18 protein-coding genes are annotated in these 15041 nt (G+C 65.4%); 7 read left to right on the plus strand and 11 right to left on the minus strand.

Features of this window, described 5'->3' with window-relative positions; genetic code table 11:
- A partial coding sequence (locus tag ON04_RS09410) for a putative oxygenase MesX (protein WP_141564726.1) occupies window positions 1-324 on the minus strand: 324 nt, incomplete at its 3' end.
- 124 nt (window positions 325-448) lie between these two features.
- On the opposite strand from ON04_RS09410, the gene ON04_RS09415 reads away from it, so the two are divergent.
- From ON04_RS09415 to ON04_RS09425, 3 genes are all read left to right on the plus strand, one after another.
- A complete protein-coding gene (locus tag ON04_RS09415; protein ID WP_010541362.1) occupies window positions 449-1396 on the plus strand; it encodes a LysR family transcriptional regulator in 948 nt (315 codons plus the stop codon).
- 120 nt (window positions 1397-1516) lie between these two features.
- Complete coding sequence (locus ON04_RS09420; protein ID WP_010541363.1) at window positions 1517-2008, plus strand: SRPBCC family protein; 492 nt, start codon at window positions 1517-1519, stop codon at window positions 2006-2008.
- Window positions 2009-2060: 52 nt separating this feature from the next.
- Window positions 2061-2279 (plus strand): YdhR family protein, encoded by a 219-nt coding sequence (locus ON04_RS09425; RefSeq protein WP_010541364.1) that lies wholly within the window; start codon window positions 2061-2063, stop codon window positions 2277-2279.
- On the opposite strand, the gene ON04_RS09430 is transcribed toward ON04_RS09425, so the two are convergent.
- From ON04_RS09430 to ON04_RS09450, 6 genes are all read right to left on the minus strand, one after another.
- A complete protein-coding gene (locus ON04_RS09430; RefSeq protein WP_010541365.1) occupies window positions 2257-4110 on the minus strand; it encodes an ABC transporter ATP-binding protein in 1854 nt (617 codons plus the stop codon). The two genes, ON04_RS09425 and ON04_RS09430, sit on opposite strands and share 23 nt — an antisense overlap.
- Window positions 4107-5699, minus strand: a complete 1593-nt coding sequence (locus tag ON04_RS09435; protein WP_081477162.1) for an ABC transporter transmembrane domain-containing protein — start codon at window positions 5697-5699, stop codon at window positions 4107-4109. The genes ON04_RS09430 and ON04_RS09435 overlap by 4 nt, the downstream gene beginning before the upstream one ends.
- A 66-nt stretch (window positions 5700-5765) precedes the next feature.
- The gene (locus ON04_RS16515; RefSeq protein ID WP_141564727.1) at window positions 5766-5981 is read right to left on the minus strand and encodes a hypothetical protein; all 216 of its coding nucleotides are present in this window, start codon (window positions 5979-5981) and stop codon (window positions 5766-5768) included.
- A gap of 33 nt (window positions 5982-6014) precedes the next feature.
- The gene (locus ON04_RS15975; protein WP_010541367.1) at window positions 6015-6206 is read right to left on the minus strand and encodes a hypothetical protein; all 192 of its coding nucleotides are present in this window, start codon (window positions 6204-6206) and stop codon (window positions 6015-6017) included.
- 138 nt (window positions 6207-6344) lie between these two features.
- Entirely contained in the window at window positions 6345-6626 is a 282-nt protein-coding gene (locus ON04_RS09445) for a cupin domain-containing protein (RefSeq protein WP_010541368.1), read from the minus strand.
- 27 nt (window positions 6627-6653) lie between these two features.
- Window positions 6654-6860: a dodecin gene (locus tag ON04_RS09450; protein ID WP_010541369.1), complete on the minus strand. Its 207-nt coding sequence runs from the start codon at window positions 6858-6860 to the stop codon at window positions 6654-6656.
- Window positions 6861-6952: 92 nt separating this feature from the next.
- On the opposite strand from ON04_RS09450, the gene ON04_RS09455 reads away from it, so the two are divergent.
- Window positions 6953-7726, plus strand: coding sequence for an isocitrate lyase/PEP mutase family protein (locus ON04_RS09455; RefSeq protein ID WP_010541370.1), 774 nt, complete (start codon window positions 6953-6955; stop codon window positions 7724-7726).
- A gap of 12 nt (window positions 7727-7738) precedes the next feature.
- Here the strand turns inward: ON04_RS09455 and ON04_RS09460 are convergent, their stop codons facing one another.
- The 3 genes from ON04_RS09460 to arfB form a co-directional block, all read right to left on the minus strand.
- The gene (locus ON04_RS09460; protein WP_010541371.1) at window positions 7739-9178 is read right to left on the minus strand and encodes an MDR family MFS transporter; all 1440 of its coding nucleotides are present in this window, start codon (window positions 9176-9178) and stop codon (window positions 7739-7741) included.
- Window positions 9171-9848, minus strand: coding sequence for a TetR/AcrR family transcriptional regulator (locus tag ON04_RS09465; RefSeq protein ID WP_010541372.1), 678 nt, complete (start codon window positions 9846-9848; stop codon window positions 9171-9173). The genes ON04_RS09460 and ON04_RS09465 overlap by 8 nt, the downstream gene beginning before the upstream one ends.
- Before the next feature lie 79 nt (window positions 9849-9927).
- A complete protein-coding gene (arfB, locus tag ON04_RS09470; protein WP_010541373.1) occupies window positions 9928-10371 on the minus strand; it encodes an alternative ribosome rescue aminoacyl-tRNA hydrolase ArfB in 444 nt (147 codons plus the stop codon).
- Window positions 10372-10432: 61 nt separating this feature from the next.
- Between arfB and ON04_RS09475 the strand changes: the two genes are divergently transcribed.
- The 3 genes from ON04_RS09475 to ilvD all read left to right on the plus strand — a co-directional run bounded on the left by ON04_RS09475 (window position 10433) and on the right by ilvD (window position 14188).
- Window positions 10433-10960: a DinB family protein gene (locus ON04_RS09475; protein WP_010541374.1), complete on the plus strand. Its 528-nt coding sequence runs from the start codon at window positions 10433-10435 to the stop codon at window positions 10958-10960.
- A 97-nt stretch (window positions 10961-11057) separates the two neighbouring features.
- Complete coding sequence (locus tag ON04_RS09480; protein WP_010541375.1) at window positions 11058-12407, plus strand: cryptochrome/photolyase family protein; 1350 nt, start codon at window positions 11058-11060, stop codon at window positions 12405-12407.
- Window positions 12408-12457: 50 nt separating this feature from the next.
- Window positions 12458-14188, plus strand: coding sequence for a dihydroxy-acid dehydratase (ilvD, locus tag ON04_RS09485; protein ID WP_050815316.1), 1731 nt, complete (start codon window positions 12458-12460; stop codon window positions 14186-14188).
- An 82-nt stretch (window positions 14189-14270) separates the two neighbouring features.
- Here ilvD and ON04_RS09490 read toward each other — a convergent pair whose 3' ends face one another.
- Window positions 14271-14957, minus strand: a complete 687-nt coding sequence (locus tag ON04_RS09490; protein WP_010541377.1) for a phosphate signaling complex PhoU family protein — start codon at window positions 14955-14957, stop codon at window positions 14271-14273.
- Between the last annotated feature and the right edge of the window lie 84 nt (window positions 14958-15041).

Raw genomic sequence — 15041 nt, forward strand, 5'->3', positions numbered from 1 at the left:
GCGATCGCCGGTCAGATTATCGACGATCCGGATATCCAGGACCTCGATCAGCGGGAACCGGTGATTAGCGTCGTCCGCTCTGAACTGCAGATCCGCGGAGATAATCTCCAGGTCGACCGAATAGCGGTCCCTGTTGGGGTTGTCCCGCCGTGCAAGGTCATTGAACCGATGGTTGATCGTCGACAGGGTTCTGCGGAGATTCTGCTGACGGTGCTCGCCCCGTGCGAGGTTGGCGAAGTTCGTGGTAGTCCGAGAATTCTCCGACGGCGAGTAGTTCTCGTCGAAGCGGGTGGTGGTGATGCTGAACGTGAATTCGTCCGACATGTACATCCAATTCGGTGCTCGATCGGCCGGGCTCGGCCTTGCGGAAGTTCGTGCTCCCATCCTGCAGTCCCAGTTCAGTTATCGGGTAACTAGCGTTTGCTATGGATGCATATAGTCTTTAACTATGCGGCGAGAATCCAGGGGCATCACCCTCCAGCAGTTGCACTATTTCATCGAGGTCGTGGCCGAGGGCTCGATCACCGGTGCCGCCGAGCAGCTCTATGTCGCGCAACCGACGATGTCTGCCGCGATGAAGGATCTGGAATCCCGAGTGGGACGCACTCTCCTCAATCGATCCGCGCGAGGGGTGACCCTGACCGACGAAGGAGCGGAGTTTCTCGGATACGCCAGGCAGGTGGTCGAGCAGATGTCGCTCCTCGAGCAGCGCTACCTCGGTCAGACGCCTTCCCGTCGGCTGCTCGGTGTCTCGGCGCAGCATTACTCCTTTGTCGTCGAGGCGTTCATCCGCATGGTGCGGTCCGGCGAGGCGGTCCAGTATGAGTTCTCTCTTCGTGAGACCCGAACCTGGGACATCATCGAGGACGTCCGGACGCTGCGCAGTGAGCTGGGAGTCCTCTACCGGAACGACTTCAACCGGAAAGTCATCGGCAAGCTGTTGCGGGACTCGGGGCTGAGCTTCCAGCCGCTTTTCGCCGCGGTGCCGCACATCTTCATCTCGCGGCAGAATCCGTTGGCTTCCCGGGAGCGCGTCACCCTCGATGACCTCGCCGAACTGCCACGTCTCACCTTCGACCAGGGCGCGAACAACTCGTTTTACTTCGCCGAGGAAATCCTCTCCACACTGTCGAGTGAGCGGGAGATCCGGGTCTCGGACCGCGCGACAATCTTCAACCTCATGATCGGACTCGACGGGTACACGATCTCGACGGGGATCGTCAGTGACAATCTCGACCCGGAGATCGTCGCCATTCCGCTCGACGTGGACGAGAGCATCGAGATCGGTTGGATCAGCCATTCCGGTATCCCGCTCACCGAGCAGGCGAGGCGCTATCTTGCTGAAATGCGTACTGTTGTCGCAGGTTACGGCATCGAATTGCTCGATTCGCCCTGACCTCCGACGTGCGTGATCAAAGAATGGGCTCGTCGGTGCCGGCGGCGGGCCGCACCGGTCTACTCTGGAAGCGAGCGCCGATGCTCGTCCCGTGCGCATGCCGAACCGGAGGTCGCTGCAGTGAAGTTCATTGACTCGGTTGAGATCGGGATCCCTCGGGAGGAGGTGCTCCGGCTGCTCCTCGACCCGGTTCACCTGCCGATGTGGCTCCGGGGTCTGGTTCTGCAGGAATCGCTCAGTGGCGGTCACAGCGAAGTGGGGTCTGTCTCGCGACTGGTGGTGCGGCAAGGTGCCGCGGAGATCGAAACCACCGAGACCATCACGCGGCGGGAGCCCGCTGGCCTGGTGGAGATACCGGGCGAGACCGACGTGATGATTGAACGAGAGCTCGTCGCCGAGGGGATGCGCGGTGTCAGCCGCGACAGGATCTTCGTGATGAATCCCCGGCGAACCCGCTGGGAGAGTGAGAACGAGTATCGGTTCGACAGTCTGAAGATGCGACTACTGTATCCCATGATGCGCGAGGAATTTCAGACGCGGAAACGCCGAAATATGCGGGATTTCAAGGCATTCGCCGAGCAGGGCGTGGATGTCCGCTCGATTCGACGCTGAGCTGTGTGCAGGCGGGTCGCCTGGAGATCCAGATCGAGAACGGAGTTCAGTGATGGCTGTACTGCCCGGGTTCATCTGGAAGGTGTGGATCGAGGATCAGCCCGCCGGTCTCTCTGGTGGCATCTATCTCTTCGACACCCGTGAGAATGCCGACGCTTACGTCACGATGCATACCGAACGTTTGGCGGGGTTCGGGATCACGGACGTCACGGCAACCTACTCAGACGTGAACGAGGATCTGAGCAGACTCAACCACGCGGCACTGGGCTGATTTCTGCCCGTGACTGTCCGGCAGAGGGTCTTCTGCCGGCCTCTCGACCTGCGGACCATGCGGACCAGAGGCGGTAATAAATGCCGTGGTGCGTGAGCAGTTGCTTGTGAGTGCCCTGTTCGACGACCCTGCCCGACTCCATCACGAGGATAGAGTCGGCCCGCGACGCTTGGTCCAAACGGTGAGCGATCACCACTGCGGAACGGTCACGGGCCACCACGTCGGCGGCATCCTCCAGGGCCTCAGCGCCTGCGGAGCCGGCTTCGGCGGTCGCCTCATCCATGACGATGACCGCGGGGTCCAGCAACAGGACGCGGGCTAGCGCGAGCTGTTGAGCGGCTACGGGCTCCAGATGGATTCCCCGTGCGCCGACCACAGTGTCGAGCCCCTCTGACAATCGGTCGAACCAAGGGCGTGCGTGGACGCGCTCCAACGCTGATAGAAGCTCTTCATCGGTGGCGTCCGGGGCCGCCAGTGTGAGGTCCTGGCGCAGTGTTCCGGAGAACACATGGATCTCCTGGCTGACTGTCGCCAGACGAGCGATCCGCTCGCTGTCGGATAGTGACGAGACCCGATATCCATCGACCAGCACCTCGCCGCGGTCGGGCACCAGTAGGCCAGCCAGAAGTGCTGCCACGGTCGTCTTTCCGGCGCCGGAGGCACCCACAATGGCGACCGTTTCTCCGGGGGCCACGGTGAAGTCGATGTTCCGCACAGCCCAGGTGCTGCCGTAGCTGAAACTGACATCTCGCAATTCGACATGGCCTCGTGGTGCGTCGGCACCGATGTCCGGGACGGGGGTCGGCGGATCGGACACCACGCCGACGATCCGCGAGAGCGAAGCGTAGCCGGACTGCACCACGTCGAGTACGCGCATGACCATGTTCAACGGCCCGCGCAACCGGATGATCAACAGAACTGCACCGGTGACCGCGCCAACTGTGAGGGCCCCGCTCTGAACGAGGTAGTAACCGATTATCAAGGCTAACGTCAGCATGAGGAACTCGGCGATCAACATCCAGACGTTGAGGATGAGCATGGTGGTGCGGGCCCGAATACCTTTGGTCACCACGTTCCACGAGGCTTTCTCGATCTCCGCGTGCATGCGGTCCTCCAAGGAGAAGGCGCGCACCGTGGCACGACCGCGGATCGCCTCGAGCACTCGGTGGGCTCGATCAGCCATCGCGGCCCGCTCTTGAGCGTATCGGGAGGGTGCCTTACGGAGGTAGAGCCGGGCAGCGAGGAAGTACAGCGGTGCGACCGCGAGCGGGATCAGCAGGAAATGCCAGTCCAGTGCGAAGAGGGCGATCACAGTGGCTACGAGGGTGAACACCGAGCTCGTAAGAATGGGGATGGTCTCGGTGACAGCGGAGGACAGTTCGGCAACGTCGTCGGTCGACCGGCTGACCAGGTCACCGGACCCGGCGTCCTCGACCCGGTGGGTGGGCAAGCCGAGCGCTGTACCCACCATGTCCTGGCGGAGGTTGGCGATCACCCGCTCGGCGACCCTCGAGACGAGGTAGAAGCCGAAGGCGCTGAGGATTGCACTGGAGATTGCGGCACCGAAGAGCAGCGCGCCGAGGTTCCACACCGAACCGCTGGACGCACCCGTCACCAGGTCGACGATCCGTCCCAGGAGCCGGGGCACCATCACCGACGCGTAGGCACCGACGCTGAGCAGGGCCAGGGCACCCAGTAGCGCGGGGGTGGCGTGATTGACCCTGCGGAGCTGGCGTGCAACCTCGCTGCGCACCTGGCCAAAGCTGCCGAGAGGGAATCGTAGAGCGGTGTCGGTCTTGACAGGGGGCTGGGGGGCCGCTGCGGCGCTCATCGTGCGCCCTCCGGGGTGAAGGAGCCTACGACGGCATCGAGATCCTCAGTCGTCATGTGTGTGGTGGCCACGGCGCACCACGCGGGAGCCTCGCTCACCACGAGGGTGATGGCGCCAGCGCGGTACCGGGCGACCCGGTCGGCTATTGCCTGTTCGGTCACCGAATCCACGGCGGTGGTCGGGTCCTGCAGGATCAGCACCTCAGGACCTGCGGCAAGGGCTCGCGCCAGCGCCACGCGTTGTCTTTGACCGCCGGAGAGCATGCGGCCGTTCTCTCCCACGCGCTTATCCGGGCCGTCTGGGATGTCATCGCAGCTTGCGGCGTGCAGAGCTTCTACTGCTCGTTTCCGGTCGAGGTGAACGTTGTCGGCAACGCTGCCGTCAAACAGGTCGGAGGCGTGTGGCGCCACGACAACGCGGGTCCGAGGGAGTGCCTCCAGTCGGCGAATCAGGTCCGGGTTTGAGCCGTGGACCGTCGTGATGCCGGTGGACAGTGCCCCGATCGCCTGGTCGGCCCGTGCGCCGTCAACCTCCGAGGTGCGTTCGAAGTCGGCGCCGAGGACTTCGCGGATGCGGGCGCCGGACGCCTCTGCGGAGGCCCAACGAGAAGCGAGATTCCGGCCGAACATAGTCATGGGCACCACGAGGAACTGGCTCAGCCCTACCACGGTGATCAGCTCTCCCACGCTCGTCCGCCCGGCCAAGGCGAGCACGCCAGCGGACAGGCCGAGGGTGGAGACGAAGATCGCGCCCGCCGCGTCCGTGGCGCCGTTGAGCCGGGCCTCGGCGCCGTTGGCGTGGACGGTGCGCTCGTAGGCGGCGTCGGACACCGCGTCGTAGCGGCCCCGGACCGTGACGATCGCTCCGAGTCCTTTCAAGATCCGCAATCCTTGTACGACATCTGTAGCTGTGGCCGCGGCTTCGGCGATCGCCTGCTGACGTGCCACCGACCGGGTTTGCAGCGGCCGCGCGACGCGGAGCGCGACCAACGCGAGCAACGGGCCGCCGGTGATAGTGGCGAGGCTGAGCCACGGGTTAATAGTGAACATGACGGCTGCGCCGTAGAGGATGGCCGCGGCCTCGGCCACCGGCATGACGGTCATCATGACGATGTCGCCCACGCGGGTGGTGTCCGCGGAGGCGATGGACAGTAGGCCGCCGGGGGTGCGTTCGCGACCGCCGAGCCCGCGAGGGTCCTGGATGCGGTCGGTGACCAGGGTCCGGAGGTCGTGACTGACGAGTTGCTGACTTCGAACCAGCATGAATCGTGCTGTCCAGTTGGCGGCTATCGACACCAGGAAAACACCCGCAAGCACACCGACCCAGACCCACAGGCGGCCGAAGTCCCCGGTGGCCACGGCTTCGTCCACGGCGCGGCCAACGACCACCGGCGTGACGCCGTTGCAGACAAAGGCGACAGCCATCGCCGCCGAAGCGACAAAGCTCCACGGGCGCTGCGAGAGGGCAACTTTCAGCGTCCACCAGCGCGCGTCCACCGGGGGTATCAGTGATCTGCGCCCGCCAGGCCCGGGGAGCGCCGAATAGTCGACGGAGCTCGCGCGCCCGGCGGCGGAAACGGTATCGGGCATCAAGTAGAACGATACCGGTGGTCGGGCGGGCAACCCCGTTTACGCAGCCCCGTCAGCGGGCGGCCGCTACCCGGCGGCTGCACCCAGGCTGCCGTTGCGCGCTGCCCGCCCCCCGATGATTGTCACGCTGCGTGGATCCGCGACACCGAATGCCAGGAGCGCCTGCCCGGAGGCGTCGCGGACACCCTCGAAACTTCCCAGCCAGTTGCGCACGACGCGGCCAGAAAGTCTTCGACGGGAGGAGAGCGCCACCACGACGCCAGCCGCCGGGATGTCTGGCAAAAACGTCAGACCGGCCCGTCTTCCGGCGTCGGTCTAGGTCCACGTGACTCCTCCGATGACGATCGGAGTGGGCAGCCCGACGTCGTACTCGTCGCACGGCAAGATGAGCAGGGAGTTGTTCATCCGGTCGTGGCGGCTCAGGACGAGGTCGATGACGCCGGTGGCGAGCGGTGCGTCGTCCAGGGACTGGGTGGTCCAGTTCTCTGGTAGTTCGTCGAAGGTCATGGCCCCGAGTCTTCGGGACCGCTCCGGCCCGCACCAGCCGTGCTAGACGATATGTGGATAGTGGAATCGGCCCTGTGTATTGCCGGATGTGTGGGAACCACCTGTCTGCCCCGCGCATCTGCACCGTCGGCGGACGCGTCAGCCCCGGAAATCGAAGCGGATATCGCGCGGCATCACGTGGATTGCTGCGAAGTCCAGGGTGCCCGCCACTCGGTGCACTTCATCAGCGGGCACCACGAGGGTGTCGCCCGGGTGAAGCGTGTGCACGCGGTCCGCGAACGTGACCGTGCAGGACCCCTCGACGAGAACCAGAGCCGACTCGAGCGACGCGGTATGGGACGGGAATTCCGTGCCGTCGGTGCCCTCCATCCGCTTGATCATCAACTGCGCTCCGTCCCCCAGGGACGTGGTCTTGCGCAACGTTTCCTCCTCTGAATGGGCGGGACGTCACGGTTCGTGTCGGAAGCCCACCTTGATGGTCACCTGCCAATGGGCGACCGTGTCGCCATCAATCTTGCCGCGTACGGACTGGACCTCGAACCACTCGAGGTTTCGCAGGGTCTTGGAGGCTTCGGCCACTGCGTTGGCGATCGCCTGGTCCGTGCCCTCGGGCGAGGAGCCGACGATCTCGGTGATGTTGTAGACGTTGTTCATGATGCACTCCCTATCGTGTGATGAAGATCACCCTACTGTGGATCGGTGAGCGGGGCATATGGTCGGGACAAACAACCAACAGGAGGTTTGCCATGGCAGATACAGCTGCACGCGCACGAGAGCTAGCCGACCAACACGGCGCCGGGGGCCTTCTGGTCCTGCCGACCGTGTGGGACACGTGGAGTGCGAGAGTCGCGGTCGATGCTGGATTTGCCGGGTTGACCGTCGGCAGCCACCCCGTGGCGGACGCGATCGGCAGCGCTGATGGCGAGAACATGGACTTCGCCGAGTACCTGAAGGTGGTCGCCCGGATCGCCGATTCGGTGGACGTGCCGGTGAGTGCGGACGTGGAGTCGGGCTACGGGCTGGAGCCCGGTGAGCTGATCGCCCGCCTGCTCGAGGCAGGCGCCGTGGGAGCCAACATCGAGGACGTGGTCCACAGCGAGGGTAAGCGGGTCCGCGAGCGGCAGGAGCACGCCGACTACATCGCTGGCGCACGTAAGGCGGCAGACGACGCCGGCATCCCGTTCGTCATCAATGGACGAACCGACGCGGTCAAGCTCGGCACCGACGTCTTCTCTGATCCGCTGGCGGAGGCTGAAGCACGCATCACGCTGATGGAGGACGCGGGTGCCCGCGCCGTCTACCCCGTGGGCCTGTCGACGGCCGCACAGGTCGAACGACTCGTGCAGGCAGTGACCGTCCCACTGAACGTGACCGCGCATCCCGTCAAGGGCCACGGCGCCGGAGACGTGACGGCGTTGCGCGCGCTGGGCGTGCGCCGGGTGACTTTCGGGCCGTTGTGGCAGATGTGGCTCGCTGAGGTCTCGGCGGAGAAGCTCTCCACCTGGACAGCTCCCGCCTGATCCAGGCCGGCGCTACTCCGCGTCCGCCGGTGCCGCCCTGTCGGGCGCTCCGGCGGAGTGCCGGATGAAGAAGGCGCCGAATAGACCGATCGCCGAAACCACGCCGGCGACGAAAAATGCCATGTTGGGGCCGTGAATCGGTCCCCCCGCGCCATATGCCTCCGGATCCCGCGCAGCGCTGACCATGACGGTGACCAGCACCGCGGTGCCCACGGAAGCAGCGACCTGTCGCATCGTGTTATTTAGCGCGGTTCCATGCGGGATCAGTCGCTGCGGGAGTTGGTTCAGGGCCGCGGTGGTCACCGGCATGAGAATCATCGCCGTGCCCAGCATTCTCACAGTGTTGACCAGCGCGATGTAGGTGAACGTGGTGTCCACGTCGAGTCTGGCGAGCAGGAATGTAGTGGCGGTCAGCAGTACGAACCCGGTCACTGCCAGCCAACGGGCGCCGACCGCGTCGAAGATGCGGCCCGTGATCGGGGACATGACGCCCATGACTATTGCGCCCGGTAGGAGCACGAGCCCCGAGTCCATGGCCGAGAAGTCGCGCATGGTCTGCATGTAGATCGGGATGATGAGCATTCCACCGATCATGGAGACGAAGACCAGCATGCCCAGCACGGTGTTGAGCGTGAACATCGGGTACTTCAGCACCCGGAGCTCGAGCAGCGGTTCGTCGAGCGTGAACTGGCGGGCGACAAACCACACGAGCGCCGCGACGCCGACAGCGAGGGGTGCGAGCACGGTAGCGCTCGTCCAACCGGATTCCCCGGCTCCACCGAAGCCGAAGAGCAGACCGCCGAATCCGATGGACGACAAGATTACTGAGAGCACGTCCAGGTGGGGATTGGTGCGTTCGGTGACGTTCCGGAGCATGAAGTAAGCCATGGCCATGGCGATGGCTGCGATCGGCAGCATCATGTAGAAGAGCGTCTGCCACGGAAGATGGTCGACGACCCACCCGGACAGGCTCGGCCCGATGGCGGGTGCGAACGAGATGACGAGTCCGAACGTGCCCATGGCCGTACCGCGTTCGTGCCGCTCGTAGAGAGCGAACAGGATCGTCTGGATGAGCGGGATCATGAGCCCTCCGCTCGCGGCCTGCACGACCCGTCCGAGCAGGAGGACGGGGTACACGGGCGCGAGAGCGCAGATCAGGGTCCCGACGATGAACAGCCCCATCGCGGTAAGGAAGAGTCCGCGTGTCGTGAACTTCTGGATGAGAAACGCCGTAGCGGGGATCATGATGCCATTGACCAGCATGAAGATGGTCGTCACCCACTGTGCGGCGCTGGCGGTGATGTCAAAATCCTCCATGAACGCGGGCAAGGCCGTGTTGAGGAGCGTCTGATTGAGGATGATCACAAACGCCCCGGCGAGCAGGACCGCCATGAGGATCTTGCGGTTTACTGGAGCGGGCGCCCGATCGTCGTTCTCGTTGAAGTCACTCATCGGTGAACGGGGTTCCTTCCTGCGCGGCGGTCGAGGGGAAGACCGGGCCGTGTGCGGACTGGGAGTGGAGGCCCTGTTCGACCAAGTCGAACGCGGCCCCGAGTAGATGGCGCGGATCAATTTTTGCGTGCGTGGACCACCATTGGAGCGCGACCCGGATGGCGGAACCGGCGACACCGGCGATCAGGGCCGGACGAAGGTCATCGCCGACCTCGATGCCCAGGCGCGTGGCGACCGCGTCCGCGAACGCGCGCTCGAGATGCGCGTGTTGGGTCAGTTGTCGGGCGAGTAGCGCGGGGTGTTGCCTGACGAGTTTCTGGCGCGCGAGCATCCGATCGGGATCGGTGTTCATCAGAGCAAAAAAGTCGTCTCTGGTGATCGACGCTCGGATGGCGTGAAGCGGGGACTCGTCCGCGGGGCGCGCCACTATCAGTTGCCGAAGGGCGTCGGCGGCCGAGGACGCGTCTGTCACCAGGGCGTCGTCTTTATGGTCGAAGTAATTGAAGAATGTGCGCGGCGAGACGTCCGCGTGGTGAGCGATCGCCTCGACGGTCAGGTTCTCCAGCCCGTGTTCGAGCGCCAAATCTAACGCGACTCGGCGGATGAGTTGCCTCGTCTCGAGCTTCTTCCGTTCGCGCAGACCCAGTTCTGCTGTGGTCGTCTCGTACATAACCCTGAATACACTAGGTGCAAAAATGCGTTAAGTGCAATGTTCATGAGGCCAGTCACAGCTCCGTTGGCGGAGAATTCTAGTCGTGGGCGCTCGGGCGCTTGCGATTCGATTTGGTCTGTGAACGCTGACGCTTCGCCTCGATGCGCCGCCGCTGCGACCCGTAGGTGGGGCGGGTCGGTCGTCGAACGGACTCGGGGGCAAGAGCCCCGCGCAGTATTCCCGCGAGCCGGTCACGGGCCGCCCGCCGGTTCTGGCGCTGGGCCCGGTGCTCCGAGGCGGCGATGATGAGCACGGTCCCGGCGAGAGAAGTGGCCAAGCGGCCGAGCGCGCGGGCACGCTGGGCCTCGGTGAGCGCACTGGTCGCGGCGAGGTCCAGGCTCAGCTGCACTCGCGAGTCCGCAGTATTGACGCCCTGGCCGCCCGGGCCCGACGAGCGGGAGAATTGCTCGATCAGTTCGCTCGACGGGATCACCAGACCGCTCGGCATGCCGGGTCCGGGAGGTACGTGGAGATCGTCCATATCCACCAGTGTGCCGCCGCCGGTTCTCGCGCATCGGTCCCGCCGATGGGAGTGTGGAGTCATGGATGACGCACCGGAACCAGGAATGCCAGACACCCGCGACTGGACGACTGTGCTCGACGCCGGCTGCGAGGAGTGTGGGTACCGCCTCCACGACCCCGCCACCACCAGCCGGCGCCTCACCGATGTGGTGCAGCGATGGGGCCGCGTTCTCCTGCGCCCGGATGTCGCCCGCCGCCCCGAGCCGCGCGTCTGGTCGCCGCTGGAGTACGCCGGTCACTGTCGTGACCTCATCGAGGTCATGGGGCAGCGGGTGGCTGTGATGCTCGAGGTGAACGGGCCCACCTATGGTGACTTCGACGGCGAGGCCGCCGTCCGCGAACACGAGTACTGGCGCGCCGACCCGGCGGAACTGGCCAATCGGTTGCAGGACGCCGCTGACCGGACCCAAGAGGTCCTCGAACGCGTCGGGCCGGATGAGATGGAGCGCACAGGTCTTCGGGGAGACGGCTACACGTTCACCATCGCCACGCTGTGCCGGTACATCGTCCACGATGTGGAACATCATCTGTACGACGTGCGAGGTTGAACGCGGGGCCCGGTGATCACGTCGCGCCGCATTTCCTCTCGCCCGGCGCTAGTCTCGGAGCGGTCCGGGTCGTCGTTCCCGGGCCGTTGGGAGTGTGGTGAGCACGTCGATCCTGTGGTTCCGTCGAGACCTTCGGCTGGCGGATAACCCTGCTCTGCTCGCCGCACTGGACTCCGCGGACGAGGTCTTACCGGTGTTCGTCCGAGACCCGGGGCTTCTGGCCCGCAGCGGCGTCCGAGCGGGCCGCCTGGAGGCCTCCCTTGCCGCCCTGTCGGAGAGCACGGGCGGCAGGCTTGTCATTCGCAGCGGTGACCCGGAGACGGTGATCGCTGACCTTGCCGCCGAAAGCGGCGCGTATGAGGTGCACATTTCCCGCGAGCCGTCGCCGTACGGTCGACGCCGGGATGCGCGGGTGCGGTCCGCACTGAGTGATGACAATCGTGCGCTGGTGGAGACCGGCTCGCCGTACGCCGTCGGCCCGGGACGAGTCCTCAATCGCACTGGCGAGCCCTACAAGGTGTTCACGCCTTTCTCGCGAGCCTGGCATGACCACGGCTGGCCGGCACCGGGTCACCTGCCCGCCGACATCGCCTGGGCGACCGCCGAGGGAGAAGAGGTCACTGCGGTACCTATAGGTGCTGGGGAGGCGGCCGCTCTCGCTCGTTGGCGGGCGTTCCTCGAAGAGGACCTGGAGGGGTACGCCGAGGGGCGGGACCGGCCCGATCTCGACACCACCAGTCGATTGTCGGTGCACTTGAAGTACGGCGAGATCCACCCACGAACGATCCTGGCCGATATCGCTGCCCACCCCGTGAACTCGGGGGATGGGGCGAAGCGGTTCGTCACCGAACTGGCGTGGCGTGAGTTCTATGCAGACGTGCTCTGGCACCGGCCCGGCTCCGCGTGGAGTGATCTGCGCGACGCCCTGTCGGGTCTGCCGTACGACGAGGGGCCCGAGACAGACGCCCTCGTCGACGCCTGGCGTGAGGGGCGGACCGGATACCCCTTCGTCGACGCCGGCATGCGGCAACTTCTAGCGGAGGGGTGGATGCACAATCGCGTACGTATGGTCACCGCGAGCTTCCTGGTCAAAGACCTGCACGTCTGGTGGCCGGTGGGCGCACGGCATTTCCTCGACCTGTTGATCGACGGCGACATCGCCTCGAACAATCACGGATGGCAGTGGGTCGCCGGAACCGGAACCGACGCATCCCCGTTTTTCCGTGTATTCAACCCGGTGACCCAGGGCAAGCGGTTCGATCCCCGGGGCGACTACGTCCGCCGGTGGGTCCCCGAGCTCGCTCACCTCGGTGGAGACGAGGTCCACGAGCCGTGGCGCGCTGAGCACGGATACGACAAGGGTTACCCGGAGCGGATCGTGGACCACGCGGAGGAGCGGCGCGAAGCCCTACATCGCTACGACCTAGCCAGGAACGGTTTGGTCTGAGCGGTTACCCGGCACCGCGCTGCAGTGCTGTCTGGGCCTAGGCTGGACCCATGAGCGACCATCAGGATCAAACCGTAAAACCCGCCCGTGAGGGTGTTGACATCAAGCCCAGAAGTCGCGACGTGACCGACGGCCTGGAGAAAACCGCCGCGCGCGGGATGCTGCGTGCGGTGGGGATGGGCGACGACGACTGGGTCAAGCCCCAGATCGGTGTGGCGTCATCGTGGAACGAGATCACCCCGTGCAACCTCCCGCTGGACCGGCTGGCAAAGGGGGTCAAGGAGGGCACGCACGCTGCAGGAGGCTTCCCGCTCGAGTTCGGCACCATCTCGGTCTCGGACGGGATCTCGATGGGCCACGAGGGTATGCACTTTTCGCTGGTGTCCCGCGAAGTCATCGCGGACAGTGTGGAGACTGTCATGAGCGCCGAGCGTCTCGACGGCTCCGTGCTGCTCGCCGGCTGCGACAAGTCACTGCCCGGCATGCTGATGGCCGCGGCTCGGCTCGATCTGGCCAGTGTCTTCCTCTACGCCGGCTCGATCATGCCGGGCTTCGCCAAGATGTCCGACGGGTCCGAACGGCAGGTCACGATCATCGACGCCTTCGAGGCGGTCGGCGCCTGTTCTCGCGGACTGATGAGCCGTGAGGACGTGGACACCATCGAGCGGGCGATCTGCCCGGGCGAGGGCGCCTGCGGTGGTATGTACACCGCCAACACGATGGCCAGCGCGGCCGAGGCGATGGGCATGTCCCTGCCGGGCAGCGCAGCGCCGCCGGCACCGGATCGTCGTCGCGACGGGTTCGCCAGGGCGAGTGGTGAGGCAGTGGTGGAGATGCTGCGACGCGGGATCACCGCCCGCGACATCATGACCAAGAAGGCATTCGAGAACGCCATTGCCGTGGTCATGGCTTTCGGCGGTTCGACCAATGCAGTGCTGCACCTGTTGGCGATCGCCGCTGAGGCCGAGGTGGAGTTGACGCTCGGTGACTTCGCGCGCATCGGCGCCAAGGTGCCGCACCTGGCCGACGTGAAGCCGTTCGGCGCCCACGTGATGAATGACGTGGACAAGATCGGCGGAGTGCCCGTGGTCATGAAGGCGCTGCTCGATGCGGGCCTGTTGCACGGGGACTGCCTCACCGTCACCGGTAAGACCGTGGCCGAGAACCTGGCAGACATCGCGCCGCCGGACCCGGACGGTCTGGTGTTGCGGGCGATGGAGAAGCCGATCCACCCGACCGGCGGTATCACGATCCTGCACGGTTCCCTCGCGCCCGAGGGCGCCGTGGTCAAGTCCGCGGGCTTCGACTCAGATGTCTTCGAGGGCACCGCTCGGGTCTTCGAGCGAGAGCGCGCCGCGATGGATGCACTCGAGGACGGCACTATCACCGCCGGCGACGTGGTGGTCATCCGCTATGAGGGACCCAAGGGCGGTCCCGGCATGCGCGAGATGCTCGCAATCACCGGAGCGATCAAGGGCGCGGGACTGGGCAAGGACGTCCTGCTCATGACCGACGGCCGCTTCTCCGGTGGTACCACCGGGCTCTGTGTCGGCCACATCGCTCCGGAGGCGGTTGACGGCGGACCGATCGCGTTCGTCCGGGACGGCGACCGGATCCGCCTGGACGTGTCCAAGGGCACCCTGGATCTCTTGGTCGACGAGGCCGACGTCTCGGCACGCAAGGAGGGCTGGGAGCCCCTGCCCCCGCGCTACACGCGCGGCGTGCTGGCCAAGTACTCCAAGCTCGTGCAGTCGGCGTCCGTGGGCGCGATCTGTAGGTAGTCGCGGGGTGGGCAGGTGAAAAGCCGGGCTCGTCGTCTCATACGTAGAGGCGACGAGCCCGGCTTCCTCACTTTTGCGGGGGTCAGTCGAGGACAGTGCCGTCGTCGAGGTGGGAGAGCGAACCCACATCGGGTTTTTCGCCTGTGGCGAGGTAGACCACGCGGTTGGCGATGCTGACGGTGTGGTCCGCGAAACGCTCGTAGTAGCGGGCGAGCAGGGCTAGATCGACCGCGGCAACCGAGCCGTGTGGCCAATCGGGGGCGGAGATCTGGCGCATCAGGCTCGAGTGGAGGTCGTCCACCACATCGTCCTCGGAGTCGAGGGTCCGGGCCTGCTCAGCGTCGTGGTCGGCGAGAAGCCCGGTGAGGCGACGTGCCATCTCACTGTCGCGCGTTGCGAGTTCACGGATGAGGGGCACCACGGACTCGGGCACCACAGCGTTCGGGTGTCTGCGTCGGGCGACGCGGGCGATGTGTCCGGCGAGCGCGGCCATTCGGGTGAAGTGTTCGACGATGTAGATGCCCGAGACGACCTGGCGCAGGTCACCGGCGACCGGCGACTCCAACAGGAGAAGTTCGAAGGCGTGTTGCTCGCTGGCCTCACGCAGTTCTTCCAGTTCGGCCGCGCCGTCGATCACTTCGGTAGCGGCCACCTCGTCGCCCTCGAGCAGCGCGACTGTGGCGCGGTCGAGAAGGCGGGTGTTGGTCTCGCAGAACCGGACCAGCTGGTCGGAGAACTCGTCGAGTTTGGAGTGGAAGACGGTACGCATGCCACAACTGTAGTTCGACCGTGCATGAGCGGTCGTTTCGTTTGCCCACTGTTCATCGGTAAGACCTGCGGAGGGGGGTCACAC

This window comes from Dietzia alimentaria 72 (assembly GCF_000226215.1).
Classification (GTDB): domain Bacteria; phylum Actinomycetota; class Actinomycetes; order Mycobacteriales; family Mycobacteriaceae; genus Dietzia; species Dietzia alimentaria.